The organism is Streptomyces halobius (assembly GCF_023277745.1).
Classification (GTDB): Bacteria; Actinomycetota; Actinomycetes; order Streptomycetales; family Streptomycetaceae; genus Streptomyces; species Streptomyces halobius.
In genome coordinates, this window is record NZ_CP086322.1 from 214,461 (window position 1) to 234,152 (window position 19,692).

The 19,692-nt window shown below is 69.0% G+C and carries 11 protein-coding genes and 5 pseudogenes; 8 read left to right on the forward strand and 8 right to left on the reverse strand.

Annotated features, from left to right (window positions below):
• Positions 1–267: 267 nt before the first annotated feature.
• Entirely contained in the window at positions 268–867 is a 600-nt protein-coding gene (locus K9S39_RS00860) for a hypothetical protein (RefSeq protein ID WP_248861384.1), read from the reverse strand.
• 413 nt (positions 868–1,280) lie between these two features.
• Here K9S39_RS00860 and K9S39_RS00865 point away from each other — a divergent pair.
• A pseudogene (locus K9S39_RS00865) lies at positions 1,281–1,501 on the forward strand (transposase); the annotation flags it as partial.
• 952 nt (positions 1,502–2,453) lie between these two features.
• Here K9S39_RS00865 and K9S39_RS00870 read toward each other — a convergent pair.
• Positions 2,454–2,664: pseudogene (locus tag K9S39_RS00870) on the reverse strand (IS5/IS1182 family transposase); the annotation flags it as partial.
• Positions 2,665–2,826: 162 nt separating this feature from the next.
• Between K9S39_RS00870 and K9S39_RS00875 the strand changes: the two are divergent.
• Entirely contained in the window at positions 2,827–10,365 is a 7,539-nt protein-coding gene (locus K9S39_RS00875; protein ID WP_248861385.1) for a type I polyketide synthase, read from the forward strand.
• Positions 10,366–10,421: 56 nt separating this feature from the next.
• Here the strand turns inward: K9S39_RS00875 and K9S39_RS00880 are convergent, their stop codons facing one another.
• The 3 genes and pseudogenes from K9S39_RS00880 to K9S39_RS00890 form a co-directional block, all read right to left on the reverse strand.
• Positions 10,422–10,559: a hypothetical protein gene (locus K9S39_RS00880; protein WP_248869215.1), complete on the reverse strand. Its 138-nt coding sequence runs from the start codon at positions 10,557–10,559 to the stop codon at positions 10,422–10,424.
• A gap of 58 nt (positions 10,560–10,617) precedes the next feature.
• Positions 10,618–11,306 (reverse strand): annotated as a pseudogene (locus tag K9S39_RS00885) (penicillin-binding transpeptidase domain-containing protein); the annotation flags it as partial.
• 958 nt (positions 11,307–12,264) lie between these two features.
• On the reverse strand, positions 12,265–13,029 hold the full coding sequence (locus K9S39_RS00890; RefSeq protein ID WP_248861386.1) for a hypothetical protein: 765 nt from the start codon (positions 13,027–13,029) through the stop codon (positions 12,265–12,267).
• Between the two features lie 898 nt (positions 13,030–13,927).
• Here K9S39_RS00890 and K9S39_RS00895 point away from each other — a divergent pair.
• The 3 genes and pseudogenes from K9S39_RS00895 (at position 13,928) to K9S39_RS00905 (ending at position 15,318) form a co-directional block, all read left to right on the forward strand.
• Positions 13,928–14,521 (forward strand): hypothetical protein, encoded by a 594-nt coding sequence (locus K9S39_RS00895; RefSeq protein ID WP_248861387.1) that lies wholly within the window; start codon positions 13,928–13,930, stop codon positions 14,519–14,521.
• Positions 14,522–14,755: 234 nt separating this feature from the next.
• A pseudogene (locus tag K9S39_RS00900) lies at positions 14,756–14,890 on the forward strand (transposase); the annotation flags it as partial.
• A gap of 8 nt (positions 14,891–14,898) precedes the next feature.
• On the forward strand, positions 14,899–15,318 hold the full coding sequence (locus K9S39_RS00905; RefSeq protein ID WP_248861388.1) for a transposase: 420 nt from the start codon (positions 14,899–14,901) through the stop codon (positions 15,316–15,318).
• A 261-nt stretch (positions 15,319–15,579) separates the two neighbouring features.
• On the opposite strand, the gene K9S39_RS00910 is transcribed toward K9S39_RS00905, so the two are convergent.
• On the reverse strand, positions 15,580–16,227 hold the full coding sequence (locus K9S39_RS00910) for an HD domain-containing protein (RefSeq protein ID WP_248861389.1): 648 nt from the start codon (positions 16,225–16,227) through the stop codon (positions 15,580–15,582).
• 71 nt (positions 16,228–16,298) lie between these two features.
• On the opposite strand from K9S39_RS00910, the gene K9S39_RS00915 reads away from it, so the two are divergent.
• Entirely contained in the window at positions 16,299–17,252 is a 954-nt protein-coding gene (locus K9S39_RS00915; RefSeq protein WP_248861390.1) for a GlxA family transcriptional regulator, read from the forward strand.
• Between the two features lie 411 nt (positions 17,253–17,663).
• A pseudogene (locus K9S39_RS00920) lies at positions 17,664–18,045 on the forward strand (ISL3 family transposase); the annotation flags it as partial.
• On the opposite strand, the gene K9S39_RS00925 reads toward K9S39_RS00920, so the two are convergent.
• Positions 18,006–18,176, reverse strand: coding sequence for a hypothetical protein (locus K9S39_RS00925; protein WP_248869216.1), 171 nt, complete (start codon positions 18,174–18,176; stop codon positions 18,006–18,008). The pseudogene K9S39_RS00920 and the gene K9S39_RS00925 sit on opposite strands and share 40 nt — an antisense overlap.
• A 146-nt stretch (positions 18,177–18,322) precedes the next feature.
• The gene (locus K9S39_RS00930) at positions 18,323–18,505 is read right to left on the reverse strand and encodes a hypothetical protein (protein ID WP_248861391.1); all 183 of its coding nucleotides are present in this window, start codon (positions 18,503–18,505) and stop codon (positions 18,323–18,325) included.
• Between the two features lie 509 nt (positions 18,506–19,014).
• Between K9S39_RS00930 and K9S39_RS00935 the strand changes: the two genes are divergently transcribed.
• Entirely contained in the window at positions 19,015–19,365 is a 351-nt protein-coding gene (locus tag K9S39_RS00935) for a hypothetical protein (protein WP_248861392.1), read from the forward strand.
• Positions 19,366–19,692 lie beyond the last annotated feature (327 nt).

Genomic DNA, 19,692 nt, shown 5'->3' on the forward strand with positions numbered 1-19,692 from the left:
TCGACGAGCAGCAGAACGACTACCGCTCCAGCCCCGGGTCGGAACACGGCACGTCGCCGCACTCCACATCCGGTGGTACCGCCCACGGGGCCAAGCCCGCACTCGTGCCGCACGCTCGCTGCTGTACTCAGGCATGAGACCTTCCCTTTGCGGAAGACCTCGCAGCGACCTCACCAGCCGGTTTGCGGACTGGGCACCGCAGCGTGTGCCGGCGATGCCTGGCGTCGGCTCGCCGGCGCCATCCGGCACACGCCCCATGGCGGCGGATCAGGAGGCCCCGGTGGCCGAACCCGAGCCTGTACCGCTGGCACCGTCGAAGGTCCCTTGTTCCACACAGTTGGCCCGGACCTCTTCGAGCGCTGTCCCGATTCCGTCCAACATGGCTCCAGCGTAGGCACCACTGGTGATGAAACCCTCGCTGATGCTGCCCGTGATGCCGCGATCGGCCGTGGCCGTCCACACCACCGTGAGCTCTACCGTGCTGGTATCCCCGGACGGCCACTTGATCGTCCCGGTGACCTGGGTTGTCCCGTTGACGCAGTTGTTCCGGTCGATGGTGAACGTGACGACACCTTTGGCCTTGCCGTTCTCCGTGCCGGAAACCTCACAGTTCCCGGTCCCGCGATACTTGACGGGCTTACCCGGCTCGTGCGCGTCCTCGGTGACCGCGACGCTCCACGTGCCATTGGGGCACGTGATGGAGACGACCGATGCGCCGGGTGACGACTGCAACGACGCGGCCGGGGCGCCTGCGGCCAGGACCCCGGTACCGGCCAAAGCTGCGAACAGGCCATAGATGCCCGCGTAGGTGAAGCGACGCCGCCATCCGCGTGCGGAGCCCCTCGTCTCGGCGGCGTTCTCCACCACGCCGCTGTGGACCTTTTCTTCGGCTGACATACCACCCTCCCGATATCACTGACAGTGGCAAACCCCCCCGAACCCGCCCTGATGGATTCAAGGAATGAGAGGTGAGCGAGAAACATGAGTTCACACACCTCACAGCCGTCAATCCGTTGCCGCGTCAGAGCTGACGGCAAAAGCGACGCCGTCCAGTCTACTCAGCCATAGATCTTTTAACATGGGGAAAACATGTGGAACTTCTTTTCGATTCCCATCAACTGGTAAGGAACTGCTGGAATTTGGCAAGAGAATCCAGCGTTACGGGAACCTAGAGAAGTGAAAGTTGAGGCCGGAGGGCCCCGAAAGGAGGACTGTTCTATTGCTCAGCCCCACTGGACACTTGACCGCGCCTTATGTGGTGGGCGGACGATGATCCGTATATGGGCCGGGATACGTGGAGTGGAATTGTGGGAGATCACGAGGCCGTTGATCCCGCCGTACGAAGGTGCGGCCACAGGGCGGCGGAACACAGGACATGCCTGATGAGACGGCATTCGCAGCGATCGCCTACCTGCTGGTCAGCGGCTGCGCCCGGCGCGCTCTGCCGCCGTGCTTCGGGATATCGAAATCGACCGCTCATCGCCGGTTCATGATCTGGTCGCTGCATACCCCGGAAACCACCTGACGGTACCCGTCACAGATCTCGCACACTGACCGGGAGATCTTCGACCACGGCAGATTGAATCGGTGCGGGCCCCTCCCTCGTCTGTGCGACGTGCTCACGCGTCTGTGCGACGTGCTCACGCCTCGACCGCGTCAGCGGCCCCACCGACACCGAATCCGGCAACCGCACATCAGACGACGGCCTCACCCACTCAGCACGCGGCACGTCACGAGGATACTCAGAAATTATTAACTGAACGGTACGATAGGCCAAGTACATGATGCTGCTCGACCTAAGGGCGCGGGCACTGCTGTAAGCCTGGTCCGCACTTCTTTGCGCCCCGTCCACTCATCTGGCCGGAGACCGGCAACCTGCTCACAATCCTTGTAGCGGGGAATTCACCGATCTGGAGGAGTCGTCATGCGGCGGATACGAAACTTGGTCGCGCTTCCACCGGTCCTGGTGACCGCCGCTTTCGCAACCGCGCTGGTCTTTGCTCCGGCAGCCTCGGCCAACCCAGTGAGCGCACCGGCTCTCAGTGCACAGGGCTGCAACCAGAACCCCGATGGCAGCTTCACGTGCCCAGCGGTGTGATCACCGTTCCGGGCGTCGGCAGCGGCTCGTGTACCGGGGGTACCGGGGCCTTCGGCCTGTCCGGCACCACGCTGTCAGGCAACGGCACCTGCTCCGGTAACGGTGCCGCCGGTCCGTTCACCGGCTCGTTCACCACCTCCGGCTCCGGCTCCATCAGCGCCCCTCGCCGCGACTCGGACGCTGCAAAGAATGACGGAGATCTACTGACCTGAGTCAGGTTCTCTGGTGGTTCTCAGGAGCTGTCTGGGCTTACGGAAGGGGCAGGTCTCCTCGTGCAGGGCCTGGACCACGCGAGCGTAAGCCATCTCGCTGGTGACTGACGTCCAACAGAGATCACTAACGCGGGTCCGGTGAGTCACGCTCGCAGCCACAGACGCACCGCTGCGGCGGTGACCGGGCCCTGAAATACATAGGCTCTCTTATCGTACCTGGTCGGTACGCCCGAAAAGCCCTTGAGCGCATTGATGCTCCGCCAGTTTTCGTTCCTGCGCGCGTACAACTCCCGCTGGAAACCAGGAGCCTGCCGCCTGACCTGCCACGGTGCGGCGGTGGGACCGCTGGTCACGACGCCCATTGCACTGTCGGCACCACTGGGCAGCGGCGGTGCCGAGCCATGCAAGCCGCCGTCTCCGAGGTCACGCCTTTCACACGGAAGGGGAAAGTGGCGGAGCCTTCAGAGCCGCTGGCTTCCCGCTCTGTAGACCCCGGCACCACGTAAGGAAACGCGTATGAGCGCCAGCAACACCGCTAGCCGGTTCCAGCCGATCGCCATTGTGGGAGCCGCATGCCGATTGCCGGGTGACATCAGCGATTTGGACGGGTTGTGGCAAGCGCTGGAAGAGGGCCGGGACCTGATCGGTGAAGCGCCCGCCGAACGGTTCGACGCCACCCGGTTCATCGATACGAGCATGCCGCGCACCGGCAAGAGCTACACCGCTGCGGGCGGATTCCTGTCCGATGTCGCCTCCTTCGATGCCGAGTACTTCGGCATCACGCCCAAGGAGGCCACGCAGATGGACCCCCAGCACCGGCTGCTGCTGGAGCTGGCGGCGGAGGCGCTGGACGACGCTGCGATCGCCCCGCGAGCGCTGGCGGGTTCGGACACCGGTGTCTACGTCGGGATCTGTGACGCCTCGTACGGCGCTCTGCAGATGATGAGGCCGCGCTCGGTGAACGCCTACACCATGGCCGGAGCCGCGTCCTCACTGGCGGCGAACCGCCTCTCGCACTGCCTGGACCTGCGCGGCCCCAGTATGGCGATCGATACGGCCTGCTCGTCCTCACTGGTGGCACTGGACCGCGCGTGCCGCACACTGTGGGACGGGACCAGTCGTACGGTGCTGGCCGGGGGTGCGAACGTGCTGCTCAGCCCGTATCACTATGTGGGGTTCTCGCAGGCGTCCATGCTCTCGAAGCAGGGCAAGTGCGCGGCCTTCTCCGCCGAGGCGGATGGTTTTGTACGGGCGGAGGGCGGCGGGCTGGTGGTCCTCAAGAGGCTGGCGGACGCGCGGGCCGACGGTGACCGGGTGCACGGGGTGATCCTCGGCAGCGGCGCCAACAGCGACGGCCGCACCGCGGGTATCTCCCTGCCCAACTCCGAGGCTCAGGAAGATTTGTTGTGCGAGGTATACGAGCAAGCGGGCGTCCTCCCGGACGAGTTGGTGTATCTGGAGGCGCACGGCACCGGCACTCTGGTCGGGGATCCGTCCGAGTGCCGTGCCATCGGCCATGCGCTGGGGGCCCGTCGGCGGGCGGGGGCGTTGCCGATCGGGTCGGTGAAGTCGAACCTGGGCCACCTGGAACCCGCCTCCGGCATCACCGGGCTGCTCAAGGCGCTGCTGGTGCTGCGCCACGGCACCGCCCCGGCTTCGCTGCACACCCAACCGCCCAACGCCGACATCGATTTCGCCGGACTGAACCTGGCACCGGTGGCGCACGCACTGCCGCTGCGAGCCACGTCGCGACCGGTGGTGGGCGTCAACTCCTTTGGCTTCGGCGGTGCCAACGCCCACGTCATCGTCGGCGCCGCCCCGGCGGTACCGGACGGCGCGGGCGCAGCGGAAGAGGCCACGGGCGCACCTCGGCCGGTGTTGGTATCGGCGCGCACCCCGCAGGCGCTCCGCGAGGCAGTGGCCCGCATGGCCGAGCGGCTGGCGCAGGCCGAGCCGGATCGGTTCTACGACCTCGCCTACACCGCGACCATGCGACGCGGCGCTCACCGGCACCGGGCGGTAGTGATCGCGGACGGGCCGGGGAAGGCGGCCGACCGGCTGGCGGCGATGTTCCCGGGAGAAGAGGCCGAGGAGGCGCACGGGGAGAGCGGCGGGGCGGTCGGAGAGGCGACGGAGCACGGCCGGGTGGCGTTTGTCTTCTCCGGCAATGGGTCGCAGTGGGCGGGCATGGGCGCCGACCTCGTGGACGGTGACGGGCCCTTCTCCGCAGCCCTCGCGGCCGTGGATACGGCGCTGCTGCCGCATCTGGGCTGGTCGGTGGCGGAGAAGCTGGGCACGGTCACCGAGGCCGACTTGGCGGCGACCGAGGTCGCCCAGCCGTTGCTGTTCGCCGTGCAGGTCGCCGTGGCGGCCGTGCTGCGTGAGAGCGGTATCACCCCGTCCGCCGTGCTCGGGCACAGCGTGGGCGAGGTGGCCGCCGCCCATGTGGCTGGCGCACTGAGCCTTGCGCAGGCGGCGCGGGTCATCGCGGAGCGCTCCCGCGCCCAGGCGGGGACGGCCGGTTGCGGCCGGATGGCGGCCCTCGCTCTGCCGCAGGCAAAGGCCGCCGAGGCCCTCGCCGGCTACCCGGAGTTGGCGGTGGCGGCGGTCAACTCGGACCGGGACGTGACCGTCTCGGGGCCCGAGCCCGGGCTGCTGCGCCTTGCCGCCGATATGCGCGCCCAGGACACCGTCTGCACGGTGCTGGAGCTGGACTACGCCTTCCACAGCGCCGCCATGGATCCCCTCCACGAGCCGCTGCTGCGGGCCCTGGACGGCTTGGCGCCCTCACCGGCCCGCGTGCCGCTGTACTCCACGGTGACGGGACAGCGGATCGACGGCACTGAGCTGGACGCCGCCTACTGGTGGCAGAACGTGCGCGAACCCGTGCAGTTCGCTTCCGCGGTCGACGCCGCCGTGGAGCACGGTGTGGACATCTTCGTGGAGGTCGGGCCGCACCCGGTCCTGCGGCCGTATCTGCGCCGGGCCACCGGTCGGACTCGCGCCGGGACCTTGGCCGTCGTGCCCACGCTGCGGCGCGCGACGGACGGCGGCCAGGCGCTGCACGAGGCAGTTGAGGCGACGATGGCCGCCGGCGCCGACATCGACTGGACGGGGTACTTCCCCCACCCGGCCCGGGTCGTGGACCTCCCCTCCTACCCCTGGCAGCGCGAGCGCCACTGGAACGGCACCCCGCACGACTGGGTGCGCAGCAGCGGCGACGGCCAGGTGGAGCACCCCCTGCTGGGGGAGCGGATGCCCGGCCCGTACCCGGTGTGGCACGGCGCCGTCGAACCGGCGCTGGTGTCGTGGATGGCCGATCACAAGCTGGCCGGGTCGGTCGTCGTACCCGCCACCGCCTATCTGGAGATGGTCCTGGCGGCGGGCGAGCGGGCGCTGGGGACGGCGGTGTCGGTGGACCGTATGGACATCAGCAGCCCGCTGACCGTGCCCTGGGCCGAAGCGTCCAGCGTCCACACTCAGCTCGCACTGAACCCGGATGACGGAGTGGTGACCATCTCCAGCACTGATGAGGGCACCCGCGATCCGCGGCCACATGTGCGCGCACGAGTCCGTCGACGCATCGGCAGCGCCCCCGGCCCCGTGGACCTGGCCGGCCCCCGGGCCCGCTGCACGCGCCACATCGCCGCCGCCGACCAGTACACGTCGCTGGCGGAGCGAGGGCTGATGTACGGCCCCGCATTCCAGGTGCTGACCGAGCTGCACGTGGGGTCGGGCGAGGTGCTGGCCGCCTACCAACAGACCGACCCGAAACAACAGTTCACGGCGGGCCCCAGGCTGCTCGACGGCGCGCTCCAGGCCGGTGCACCGTTGCTGGAGGGGATCACGGCCGACGGCGATGCCTACCTGCCCTCGGCCTTCGAAGCCGTTCACGTCTGGCGTGCTCCCACCGCCAAGGGCCTTGTGCACGTACGCGAGCGGTCCTGTGCCCCGGCCGAGGTGTGCTGGGACATCACCGTCACCGACGAGGACGGCACGGTCACCGTCGAGCTGGAAGGCTGCCGACTGCGCCGCCTCACCAGCCCCGTGCATGCACCTGTGACCCGGCAACACACCGTGCTCCGCGCCGCCCCGCATACCGACACCCCGGCCGCCCCGAGCCCACTGCCCGCCTCCCGGCTGATTGTCGACGCCTGCGAGGAACGGATCGCGGAACTGCGCCGGGCCTGGCGGCCGTTGAGGTGTGCCGAGGCGGTGGAATGGGTCCAGGAGTACTTCGCCACACGTATCGCGACAGCCCTAGCGGACCTTCTAGCCGATCCTGCCGAGCACTTCACGCCGGCGGAGCTGACGGCGGCAGGTGTGCTGGAGAAGCACATTCCCCTGTTGGAGCTGGAGCTGCCGGTCCTGGAGCGGCACGGTTTCGTCACCCGCACGGCACCTGGCAACTGGAAGCTGACGTCCGCCGAACGTCCGTCTCCGGACACGCTCAGCACAGGATTGTCGGAGGTTCCCGCCTTCGGAAACGACGCAGCGCTGGCGGTGCGCAATGGTGCGCAGAGCGTGCCGCTGCTCCGCGGAGAATGCGACCCGCTGGAGACGCTGACCGGCGAGGGCGCGGGATACGCCCTGGAGCTGTTCTACGACACCGCCCCCTTCTCCCGTTTCCACAACCGCATCGCGCAGGCGTTCATCGGCGAAATGGCGCGGTGCTGGCCGGCCGACCGCCCGCTGCGCGTCCTCGAAGTCGGCGCCGGCACCGGCGGCCTGGCCAGCGCCCTGCTCCCCGTTCTGCCGGCCGACCGCACCACGTATCTGTATACAGACCTGTCCGCGTTCTTCCTCCCGCGCGCCCAACAGCGTTTCGCGCGTTACGACTTCGTGCGGTACCGCACCTTCGACCTCGACGTGGATCCACAAGAGCAGGACCTGGTTGAGGGCGGCTTCGACCTCGTGGTCGCCGCCAACGCCCTACACACCTGCAAGGACCTCACCGCCACCCTGGAGCGGATCGCCGCCCTCCTGGCCCCCGGTGGCCGACTTCTAAGCGTCGAGACCCATAACCCTGCGACGCTGCTCCCCTGGTTCTGGGCCGTGGACGGCTTCTGGCACCACCACACCGACCGTGAGCTGCGCCCGCGCTCCGTCCTGCTGCCCCGGGAAGAATGGCCACCGCTGCTGGAGCGGTGCGGCTTCACCGATATCGTCCAGACCGGGGACGACTGCGAGTCGGACCTCACCTCCGCCTCCGTCGTGCTGGCCACCGCTTCCCAAAGGCCCCAGGAACCACCGCCTGCACCTCCCGCCGACCTGGAAAGCGCGGCTTTCGTCATCGTCACCGAAAAGCCCGCCGAGGAGCCGCTCGCCGACTCCGTAGCGGAGCTGCTCGCCGCCGGCGGACGGAATGCAGTGCGTCTCGTCCAGGCCGATGAGGACGTACAGGAGTGGCAACGCGGCATCGGTAAGACGGTCGAGGAGCTCCACCTGGTGCTGATCCTGGCCGACAGCGCACCCTCCGACGTGGGCGAACTCACCGAACACACCGCCCAACGGGCCACTCTGCTGCGCAGCTTGGCGCAGGCCCATGAAGGCTGCCGCACGTCGCTGTGGCTGGTGACCCGTCCCAGCGGCGCCCTCCCCGCTCCCGAGCGCGCCCAGGCGCCCGCCGATGCCGCGGCGTGGGGCATCGCCCGCACAATGGACAACGAGTACCCGGACCTGGCCGTGCGGCGTATCAGTCTCGACCGGTCCGGCGCCCCGGCGGCCGATGCCTACCGGCTGGCCGGCGAACTGCTTGCGCCCTCGGACGAAGACGAGGTCCTCCTCACCCGCCAGGGGCGTTTCGTTCCCCGCGAGATGCCGCTGCCCGCCACACCCGCCCGTGCCGCGGACCACTACTCCCTGGACGTCCACAGCCCCGGCCTCTCCTACATCCTCGGCTGGAAGGCGGCCGAGCCCCGGGAACCAGGCGCAGGGGAGGTCACGGTGGCCGTGCGGGCCGCCGCGCTGAACTATCGCGACAGCATGTACGTGACGGGGCTGCTGCCGGCCGAAGCCATTGAAGGGACCCCGTACACCGCACCCGGTATGGAGTGCGCCGGCATCGTCACCGCCGTGGGGGCCGGGGTCAGCACGCCGGCCGTCGGCGACCGCGTCTTCGGCCTGGCGCCCGCGGCACTAGCCTCCCACGTGACGACCCCGGCCCAGGGGGTGCGGCACATCCCTGACGGCATGAGCTTCGAGGCGGCGGCGACCCTTCCGGTGGCCTTCTCCACCGTGCACTACAGCCTGGAGCACCTGGCCCGGCTCCGGCCGGGAGAGACGGTCCTGGTCCACGGCGGCGCCGGCGGTGTCGGGCTGGCCGCACTCCAATTCGCCCGAACGCGCGGTGCGCACGTCGTCGCCACCGCGGGCAACGAGACCAAACGCGATCTGCTGCGTTTTCTCGGCGCCGAGCAGGTGCTGGACTCCCGCAGCCTCGATTTCGCCGGTGAGGTCAAGCCCCTCACCGGTGGGCACGGCGTCGATGTCGTCGTCAACTCCCTCGCCGGTGAAGCCATCGGCCGCAGCCTGGAACTGCTGCGCCCCGGCGGCCGGTTCATCGAATTGGGCAAGCGCGATATCTACGAGAACAAGCCCCTCTCCCTCGCCCCGTTCCGCGACAACCTCGCCTTCTTCGGCGTCGACCTGCTCTCCCTGACGCACCGGCCCGACGAGGCACTCGCCCTGGTCGAGGAGGTCGGCGAGCGCGTGCGCGGCGGTGCCTACCGGCCCCTGCCGCACACCGTGTACCCGGCGGCCCGAGTGCGTGAGGCGTTCGAGCTGATGCAGCACTCCCGCCACATCGGCAAGGTCGTGGTCGCCTTCGACCCTCTCGACGAACCCGTCACCGTCGCAGCCGACCCCGCCCACCCCGCCCTGGACCCCCAGGGCACCTACCTCATCACCGGCGGGCTCAGCGGCTTCGGAGCAGCCACCGCACACTGGCTGGCCGACCGAGGAGCCCGCCACCTCGTCCTCGTCAGCCGGCGTGGGGCGGCCGCCCCCGAGGCCCCCTCCCTTCTCGACGCACTGACCCGGCGCGGAGTCCACGCGACCGCGCAGGCGACCGACTGCACGGACATGGAGGCCATGCGGACCCTGCTCGACGGCATCGACGCCGAAGGACATCCGCTGCGCGGCGTGGTGCACTGCGCCATGCACCTCGACGACGCACCCCTGAGCGACCTGTCCGAAGAGCGCTTCGCCGCCGTGCTGGCCCCCAAAGCGGGCGGCGCGCTGGTGCTGGACCAGCTCACCCGCGGCCGCCGGCTCGACCTGTTCCTCCTCATCTCCTCCAGCGCCGCATACATCGGCAACCTGCACCAGGCCCCGTACGTCGCGGGCAACCTCTTTCTCGAAGCCCTGGTACGGCAGCGGCACGCGGCCGGACTCCCGGCCCAGGCCATCGCCTGGGGAGCACTCGGCGAAACCGGATACGTCATCCGCAACGACCTGACCGCCCAGCTCTCCGCCCTCGGCCTGGAACCCCTCAGCCTCCGCGACGCGTTCGCCACCCTCGACGATCTGCTCACCCGCGACACCCCGGTGGCCGGAGCGGGCCGCTACAACTGGGGCCAGGCCCGCGGGCTCCTCCCCACCCTCAACGCCCCACGCCACAGCCTGCTACTGCCTTCGTCCAGCGAGATGCACGGCCGATCCCGCGAAGAGATCCTCGCCGCGCTGGCTGCCCTGCCCCCCGAACAGGCCCGCGCCGCGGTACAGGACGCCATCACCCAGCTGCTGGCCAAGGTCATGCAGATGGACCCGGACACCCTGGATACGCACCGCAGGCTCGACGAGTACGGCATCGACTCCCTCATGGCCGCCGAACTCCTCACGTCAATGCGCCACCAATTCGACATCGACATCCCCCCGATGGAACTCCTGCGCAGCGGCCGCACCATCGACGGCCTCACCACCCTGCTGCACCTGCACCTCGGCCTGGACAACGACCAGGCGTCAGCCGCCACCAAGCCCACCACCGTGGCCGCCGACCTGCCCACCCAGCCGTCCGCCACTCCCGCACATCCCGCGCCGCAACCCCAGCACTGAACGGGCGGTGGGTAGTGGCCGTGCGAGGGCCGGCCGCCGCGGCCACCCCCGGTCCATCAGGCAAGTACGCGTGCGAGAGCGCGACCGGCGGTGCGGCCGGAGAAGATGCAGCCGCCCAGGAAGGTTTCTTCCAACGCGTTGTGGCCATAGACGCCGCCCCCGCCGACCCCGGCGATCTCGCCCGCGGCGAACAAGCCGTCGAAGCTGCTCGCGCACTCTATGCCGCCCTCTACGCAGAACTGACGCAATCGCGCGGACCCCGCCCTGCCCGATCAGCGAGGCGGCCATCTGCGCGTCGTGCTGCACCGGCACCGCCCCGTCAAACGATGGAATACCAACGTTCCAGTTCATGCCGATTCCGAAAACGTCCCGCGCCTCCTTGGTCAGATCGTCGTTTGCGAGCTTTGCTGCTTGCGAGATGAAGGCGTTGTTGCAGGAACGCGCGAAGCTCTCCGCGAACGTGCCGTTCTTGATCTCAATCTTTGCGGGGTCATGGAACTTCCGACCGCCGAATGTCACCTCCTTCGGGCACGGGTGGTGGTTGCCCGGCGCTGTGAGCCCCTTGTCCGTCAGCAACGCCGCCGTCACGATCATCATCGTGGTACCGGGCGCCAGGGAGCCTTGCGTCGCCCCGTTGAAACCCCGGGCAGGAGAGTTGGCGATGGCGAGGATCTCGCCGGTGCTGGGTTTCACGGCCACCACCGACGCCCGCCCCCCTTCGCCACCGCTCGCTCCGCTGCTGACTGCACCTCGGCATCCAAGGTCGACTGCAGCGGCTTCCCTCCAGTCGCGGACCCATACTTGGCGCGCAGGCCAGCCAAGACCCTGGCGAGCGCCGGATGGTCCTTCGCGGTCAACTCCGTGCCGTGGCGGTCAACCACCTTGATAACCGGGGCCGCTTGGCCGACGCGCAGCATGTCGCCCTGCCCCAGTCTCGGGTGCGCACTGTGAGCCAGAACCGGCGCCGCTACACACAGCGATGCCACACCAACGACCACGGCGCTACGGATCGGCCCAGCCCAGACCGACCGCATTCGGGGGTCTCCGTCGGAGGAATTGGCGGGCCTTGTCGCGCCCTTGCTGCCCAGCTCCGAAGTCGCTCGGGAGGATCGCTGGCCTTCGCTGGATCCCGTCACCGAGTTCCTGGCGGACCGGTACGGCCGATGGGCCTGCGGATGGAGCTGGTCGGTCGGCGAGGGGGCGTCAACGGAGGCATCGTCGAGGTGTGGTGCTGTTCATCCGACTCTGTGACGACCCCGGATGCAACTGCCCCGCTGGTTGTTGAAGCCCTTCAGGAATGGCGCGGCCGGCTGGAGGACCTGGCGGAGCGGTTCGCGGCCCTGGCTCCGTCGGGCCGAACACCCCGGTGTCTTCGGCGGACCACTGGTACTGGGAGCGAGCATGCACCCGCCTGGTCACCGTGGTGGCCGACCGCACCCAGGCCGAGAGCGGCTGGTACGGGGCCCCACTCAACGTGACCCGCTCTCCCGCTCTCCCCGTGGCGCGGAACTGGCGGGTGATCCGACGGCGAAACCTCATCTTGCAGCTACGCACGAGGTGCGCGACCCGGGACCGTTTCGGACCGGCCCCCCGGGGGCGGGTTCGCCCGTCTCCGGAGGGGCCGAAAACATCCCTCATATCCGTACGCCCGCCACACTCCCCTGTCGTGGAGAAGCGTCCGTCTGTCCACGGGGGCCCGCCCATGACCGAGCCGATCCCCCGCGAACAACTTGCGCACTGCGACGCGCCGGACTGGTGCCGGGGATGGTGTGGCCGTAATGACCCGCGCGCCGACCGTACTGCTGCGCCAACGTGGCTCACCGTTACGCGTCTCGTTCGATGGTGTGGAGCCTGGTGGCGGTGGCGGTGGCGGTGGACAGAGCGGACGTCCAAAGACGGTTACGGCTGGACCGTGATCGGCTTCTCGGCGCGCAGGTCGCTGACGAAGCCGTCCTTGAGCACGCGCATCCAGTAGGCGTGCGTACGGTCCGCGGAAGGGATGTCGGGGTCACGCTCCAGTTTGCGGTCCATTGTGGTGGCGCCGCCTTGGATGTCCCGCTGGAATGTGTAGGGGTGCCACAGACCGAGCTCGCTGCTGTAGAAAGGCTTGCGTTCCATCAGGATGACCTGGTCCGGATTGCCCTGCGTGGGTTCCCAGGTGACGCGGACGGTGGCCGCGTCGAGGCGGTCGACGGACGTCAGCGCCGGTGCCTTCGGGATCACCGAGGAGGCGGCGGGCTTGAGGTCGTTGCTGTGGATCGTCCGCGGCACGGACGGGTCGTAGTGCTCCGGGTGATCCAGCTTCCCCGTGACGCGGAGCGCGGTGGGGGCCTGGCCCTGCCCGCCCGCGCACGCGTCGACCTGGACGACCTTGCGCCAGTCGTCGGAGAACCTCACGTAGTCCTCCTTCTGGATCGTCAGCTCGCGGGCGCCGCCGCCGAAGACCCCGCTCACCGAGTAGACGTAGCGGGAGTCGTGGGAGCGGACCACCTGGTGGCTGCACCGGTCCACGGCCGCGGCGCGTGCGTTGATCGCCGGCTGGAGCGACGGCGCGCCGGCGGCGGCGGGGGCCGACGGAGCGGCTATGGCGATGCCTGCGCCCGAGGTGAGGACCCCGAGGCTCAGCGCGCACGTGGCGATTGCGGTGGCGGTACGAGACGGCATGCATCCTCCGGTGACATCAATGGCTCACGGGGAGCCGACAAGCAGGTCAGGTGCTGGCCGGCCCCGGCCGCCTGGGTGGCCTGGGCACGGACATGTCTCCGGCACGGGATGCCCCGGACGTGGGTCGGCCCTGATCGGGATCATCGATCAGGGCTGGACGCTACGGCAATTGGTGGTCAAGAAAAAGCCAAAGGCCGGTAAAGCGAAGAGTTTGCGTCAACTTCTTTCAGATGAAGCCCACGGCGTCGGCCGACGTTCGACGACGCGGGCGCGCCGTCCGGCAGCAGCCGGGCGGACACGGGCATGGTCCGCGCTACCAGACTACCTGCCCGTCCGACGAGACAAGTTCGGTGAGGGGAGCGGTGAGGTCGACGGCGATGGCGATGGCGATGGCGATGGCGTGCAACCGTGCATCGATTCTGGGCGGAGGCCGTCGCGTTAGGGATATCGGCCACCCTCGTTCCGATGAGTTCAACACGTAACCGGGCACCGGTCGTTCGCGCAAAGGGCGACGATCAGCTGCACCGCACCCCGAGTCCAGCGTGCGGGATCGCAGTTCGGCAACGCCGACGTAGTGTCCCCCGGTTCTTCACCGACAGCCGTTCGAGACGCTCCGAGCCGAGCGCCAGCACCGTCAGCACGCGATCATCGAGCGGTGCTTTCGACCAATGCGCGTAGGCGATGCGCCCCTGCATATCCGCGGATTCCTCAGGTAGATGCACAGATCATGCACGGCCGGAAACCGGTGCGGGCACATGACGGCCCCATTCCTGTCGGGGGAAGCGCCTGTCAGCATTCCGGTGCGCGCAGCGCGGCGGCCGGGATACGGGACAGGCCTCGGTCGGCCCCCCACCCGTTGTATCTGGCCCGTGAGACAACGACTGAGGAGCGCCCCGTTATGGTGCAATTCCGTGTGCGCAAAGCGCTGCTCGCCCTAGGGGCGGCGGCTCTGATGACCGTCACCGGCCCGGCCTTCGCCCAACCCGCCCCGGCGACGGGTGGCGACGCGACCAGCGTCACCCCCAGCGCCTCTGCCGCCGGTTTCTGGTCCTGCTCGGTGCCGCCCGGCTATACGTACACCAACACCCGGAGCACCACGAGGTGCTCGACGACTGGCCTGCGCACCCAGTACTACGTGCAGCGGCCGTCGGGTGGCCTGTGGGCGTGCACCGTGCCGTCAGGCTTCATCTACGACAACATCCAGTCCACGACCGGCTGTTCGGTCAGCGGCCTGCGCAGCAAGTACCGGCTGCGTGAGCCCGGTGACAACCTGTGGGCCTGCTCTGTACCGTCCGGCTATACCTACGACCGCGTGCAGAGCACCACCAGATGTTCTACCGCTGGTCTGCGTACCACATATCGGGTACGTGAGCCGAGAACCGGTTTGTGGGCGTGCACCGTGCCATCCGGCTTCACCTACACCGCGACCCAGACCACCACCAGTTGCTCTGCTACTGGCCTGCGCACGAAGTACCGTCTTCGGGCGTACTGAGCGAGAAGGAAGGACTACCCAGAAACCTCCGTGACAGCGGCCAGCAGGTCACCCTCCGTACGGCGAGACAGCGCAGTCACTCAAGGTCGGACCGGCCTTCTGCTGCGCCGCCTCGCCGTCGGCGGTGGGCCGTGTTCCGAGATCCGCCTCGCCCTCGCCGAGCTCCCGGCGCTGCCCGCCTGTCCCTCCCCCCTCCAAGCGGGGAGCCCCTGATTGCAGGGGAGGTTGGGAATCATGGGGGCCAAGCAACGCGCGTACGACGTGGAGTTTCGTGAGGGTGCTGTACGCATCGTGATCGAGACCGGGGAGCCGATCCCGGAGGTTGCCGAGGAACTCGGCGTCAATCCCGGCACGCTGCGCAGCTGGGTCTCTCGCTGGTGCCGCGACGGGTCGGCGACGTCTGTCCGCCCGCGGAGGCGGCGGCCGGCGGGCGGATGCGCGAGGCCAAGCGTGCCGAGCTGGAGCGGCTGCGCCGGGAGACGGCGGAGAAGAACAAGCGCGTTCGCGAGCTGGAGATGGAGTGTGATGTGCTGGCCGCGGCGATCAAGCAGATCTTCGAGAACTCGAAAGGCACCTACGGTTCCCCGAAGATCTGGCTCGCGCTGGTGCGACAAGGCCGGCGCGTCTGGGGTAACAGCATCGCGCGGCTCACGGCAGAACTCGGACTCGTGGTCGATGAGCCCGAACATCGGCGCACACGCCGTGGAGGTCTCCGCGGCGTGTGCGGCCGACTGGGCGTCCTTGAGGCCGCGCCACCAGACGACGTCGATCCACTTGTCGTCCTTCGGCGAGTATGACAATTCCCGCGACACGAATCCGGGCTGCCTGCCGGCCCACTGCGACAAGGCGTGGACGGTGCCGAGCAGCTGCTCAGGGGGCACTGCGGCCTTCAGTGTGAAACCACCAGCTCCCATACCTTGCCCGTCTGCTCACCCGTCACGTTTGCACCTTCCGTCTCAACTGTGCGAGCGGTCCGGTCGGCGGCCTCACACAGATGAGAGACAGTGCGTCGGCGACTGTGACAGAGACGGTGACAGAGAGGTGCCGGACCCGCCGAGTCAGCGTCCCCAGCGGGCCGCCTCGGCCTCCTCCAGCAGCGACCGGTGCGGTGGCGTGGATCGCTCGCGCAGCAGCTCGGCGGGGAGGGAGTAGGGCGGGGCCTTCTCGGGACAGGAACGCACCTGGGCGACGATCTCGTCGGTCAGGGCCGTGGCCATCGACAGCCGTGGATACGCGGCGTGCATGGCCGCTGCGGCCGCCTCGGTGACGAACTCCCCGCCGAGGCCGATATCCACCCCCACGCCCGCCCGGACCAGCTCGCACAGCGCGCCGCGGCGTTCGGCGATGCCCGGTGAGGTGTGCAGCGCGATCGCCTCCCACACGGCGTCCACCTGTGCCCCGGGCAGATTCTGCCGGGTCAGGAACTCCGCGGCGGTGTCCGCGCCATCCACCTCGAACCGCTGGTGCCGGTTGCCGATGTCGCTCAGCCCGATGTCGTGCAGCACGCACGCGAGGAAGAGCAGCAACGGGTCGTAGTCCCGGCCCGGCTCTGCGCCGCGGTGGTCGGCGAGCATCCGGGCGAACAGCGCGCTGCGGATGCTGTGGTGCGCGACGGCGGGCGACTCCTCGCGGGTGACGAAGTCGAGGGTGCGGCGGGCGAGTGGGGTGTCCGGCGGGGCCGGGATGCCGGGCGCTTCGGTGTTCATAGCGCCCATGCTCGTCCCGTACGGCCCGGGGCTACAGTGGCAGCAATGCCGAGTACCGAGAGGATCCTGCCATGACCGCACCGCACCGGGTGGCGATCCTCGTCCTCGACGCGGTCGTACCGCTGGACCTGGGCATCCCGGCCCAGGTCTTCGAGCCACCCGACGTGCCCACGCCCTACCGCACGACGCTGTGCGCCCGCGTGCCGGGGCTCGTCCCGTCGACCAACGGGTTCGCCGTCACCGTCGATGCCGGGCTGGACGGGCTGCGGAGCGCCGACACCGTCGTGGTCCCCGGCTTCGCCCCGCACCTGCGCACGTCGGAGCCGGCCATCCTCGATGCCCTGGCCACCGCACATGCCCGGGGCGCGCGGATGGTCTCGATCTGCACCGGCGCCTTCGCCCTGGCCGCGGCCGGGGTGCTCGACGGCCGTACGGTGGCCACGCATTGGCGGCATGCCGGGGAGCTCGCGGCCGGTTACCCGGAGGTACAGGTGGACCGGAAGGCGCTGTACGTGGACGAGGGCCAGGTGCTCACGTCGGCGGGCGTGGCGGCGGGCATCGACCTGTGCCTGCATCTGGTGCGGCGTGACCTGGGCGTGAAGGTGGCGAACCGGGTGGCACGCGGCCTCGTCGCCGCGCCCCATCGCGAGGGCGGCCAGGCACAGTATGTGGAGCACCCGCTACCGGCAAGGACCGGCGGCGGGTCGCTCGCCGCCACCCGGGCCTGGGCCCTGGAGCACCTGCACCGGCCGTTGCCCGTCGCGCTCCTGGCCGAGCACGCGTGCATGTCGCCGCGTACGTTCGCCCGCAGGTTCGTCGACGAAACCGGCGTCACGCCGTTCCAGTGGCTGCTCACCGCCCGCCTCAACCGCGCGCGGGAGCTGCTGGAGGACACCGACTGGAGCGTCGACCAGATCGCCGAGCGGTGCGGCCTCGGCAGCCCGTCCAACCTCCGCCTCCACTTCCGCCGGGTGCTGGGGACCTCTCCCAGCGCGTACCGCGTGTCCTTCGCCGGCCGCAGCTGATCAGCCGGTCCCCGTCGCTTGTCAGTGCCGTGGCCCACGGCCTCCGCATGGAACACGAGTCTGTGCACGCCACGGTTGAGCTCCCCTGGACCGACCCACCGCCTTCGAGCTGTTCACCTCCGGCTTCGACCGCTGGTGGCCGAGAGACTTCTCCTGGTCGGGGCCGGATGGTTTGACCTGCATCGGCATCGAGGGCCGAAGCGAGGGCGCTCTGTACGAGATCGGCCCCCACGGGCTGCGCTGGGACTGGGGCCGCGTATTGGACTGGAGCCCGCAGAGCGGTCTGGTCTTCAACTGGCAGATCGGCCCCGACCGCGTGCCCATCCCCCACGTGCAACAGGCCACCGAGGTCGCTGTGACGTTCACGGCAGGCAGCCGGCACTCTGGTGGAGGTCCACCCTCACGGCTGGCGGCTCGGCCACCTACGCCGAGGCCATCCGCCGAGCCCTGCCCGACGCGGTGCAGGTCGCTGACCGCTGGCATCTGGGCACAACCTGTGCGAACCCGCCCTGAGCGAGGTGAAGGCGCACAGCAACTGCCGGGCCACCGTGCTGGACACGCCCCTGTACGACGGGCCCCCGCGCACAGACCACCCCGGAGCGCTGGCACCAGGCTGCTCGACCAGGGCGTGGGCCTGCTCGAATGCGCCCGCCGCCCGCAACTGGCCTTGAACACCGTCAAGCGCTATGCCCGTGCCGATCAGCCCGAGCCGATGCTCCGCATCCCCAAGTACCGTGCCAGCCTTGTCGATCCCTACCGCTCCCCGTCCAGCTTGCGCTCGAAGAGCCATCCGGGGCCGGAGAAGTAGTCCTCGGTCAACGTCGCGAGCGTGGGACGCACAGTGCGTGGCTGAGCGGCAGCGCGCAGGGCTGTGCACTCTTGCGGGGACAGATCATCCAACGGACCGGCTGCGTTCACCCGCATCGGCCCCTTCCTGCAGTGCGCTGCGCCGCACCACGGCGGCCCCGGGAGCCCGGACTCCTCGTGACCGTATGCGCCGGAGATCGCATAGCCGCGGCTGTCGTGACGACTGTCGACGCGGGGCTCTGAGATGGGCGGGCCCGCGCGCATCATGTGGCGGGGTGGGCTGGGTCCTTCAGGATCCAGGCGCTGCCCGAACAACCTTGCGGCACGGGTGGGAAGCGGTGTCCTTTGACGTCGGTGCTCCAGTGATGGTGCTGGCCGCAGTTGCACTCGTAGATGCCGCTGTCGGGCACGATCTCACCAGGCCGGAATGACTCTTTCTCGTTCATATCTCCTGTGTAGGGCCAGCGCGCCCGCTCCGCGACCGGGCCGGTCAAACGCCTGCTCAGAGTGCCGGCACGACAAGTAGCGCTTCCACCCGCCCGTTCAGTTCGTACGGCCGAGCGCAGCAGCTCACCCAGCACGTCGGGACGTCGGTAGCGCCTCTCTTCGCAGCTGTGGTGCTGTGTTCCGTCCCGCGAAGGGCCACGTCTACACGTAGCGGATGGCTCCGGGGCCGCTACTGCACTCCTGGGGAGGAACCAGAGGACGTCGTCCCAGTCAGGAGAAGTAACCGGGAACCCGTCGGGCAGGTGCTCATCGGCTCCTCCGCCACCCCGGGATCCCGCGAACTTGCGGTAGCCGCAACTATGGTGAGGGCGTGTCAGCCAGGCCGCCAGGGTGAGCATCGGCATAGGTCCAACATCCTGCGCGATTCTCCAGGATCTGACCCGTTCCGGTGCGGCATTCGATCTCATCGCAGCCGGCCCGAATCCACCGGTCAGGCTGTCTTGACTGCATGGCACCATCCGCAGGACGCAATTCCCTCCGAACCTTCCCCCGCAACGATCCGGGCCGTTCCGGCATCGAGGACGACGCGGTGCGGCTGTGGTCTCCCGAGGTGGCTGCGGCCTCCGCGTTGATCGGTGCCATCACGGATCCGCGTGACTGGGCCGACCGTCCCGCCACCCTTCCTCCTTCGCCGGACGCACTACAGCCGCCATCGGCCCACGACACCATGCTGGACTCCGTTGCCACCACAAGAGGCAGCCGCGTTCAGCTGGAGCGTGGCTGCAACATTTCCGCCCTGACCGAACTCGATCCCCTGCCGGACAACACCACGGTTCCAGGTTCTCCTGAAGGCCGGTGACGACGTGTCGACGGACGGGACTTCCGCGACACGGGCCAGGCCCTGCCCTACAGACCGAGTATTCCGAAGCCGGCAAAAAATTCACCCCTTTCCCGGATCGATCCCAACTACCTCCCGTTGCCGACGAGCGCATCGAGGTCGACGACCGGCCGCACCTGTCCGATCTGCACGAGACACTCACGAACACCGGCGACCGGACGCTGCGCTTACACGCATATCACCCGGAATGAGGAGTGCCTCGTCCACCATCGTCCCAACATCCCGCCAGTGCGAGGCGGTCCTCGCCGGCGGCATTATTCCGGCCCTGGCATGCTGACCAGCCAAGAT

What these genes read in the sequence shown, in the direction of transcription:
- K9S39_RS00915 (WP_248861390.1), top strand. Translation starts at nt 16,299, where the DNA reads ATGACCGCACCGCACCGGGTGGCGATCCTCGTCCTCGACGCGGTCGTA.
- K9S39_RS00895 (WP_248861387.1), top strand. Translation starts at nt 13,928, where the DNA reads ATGGTGCAATTCCGTGTGCGCAAAGCGCTGCTCGCCCTAGGGGCGGCG.
- K9S39_RS00935 (WP_248861392.1), top strand. Translation starts at nt 19,015, where the DNA reads ATGGCACCATCCGCAGGACGCAATTCCCTCCGAACCTTCCCCCGCAAC.
- K9S39_RS00925 (WP_248869216.1), bottom strand. Translation starts at nt 18,176, where the DNA reads ATGCGGGTGAACGCAGCCGGTCCGTTGGATGATCTGTCCCCGCAAGAG.
- K9S39_RS00930 (WP_248861391.1), bottom strand. Translation starts at nt 18,505, where the DNA reads ATGAACGAGAAAGAGTCATTCCGGCCTGGTGAGATCGTGCCCGACAGC.
- K9S39_RS00875 (WP_248861385.1), top strand. Translation starts at nt 2,827, where the DNA reads ATGAGCGCCAGCAACACCGCTAGCCGGTTCCAGCCGATCGCCATTGTG.
- K9S39_RS00910 (WP_248861389.1), bottom strand. Translation starts at nt 16,227, where the DNA reads ATGAACACCGAAGCGCCCGGCATCCCGGCCCCGCCGGACACCCCACTC.
- K9S39_RS00890 (WP_248861386.1), bottom strand. Translation starts at nt 13,029, where the DNA reads ATGCCGTCTCGTACCGCCACCGCAATCGCCACGTGCGCGCTGAGCCTC.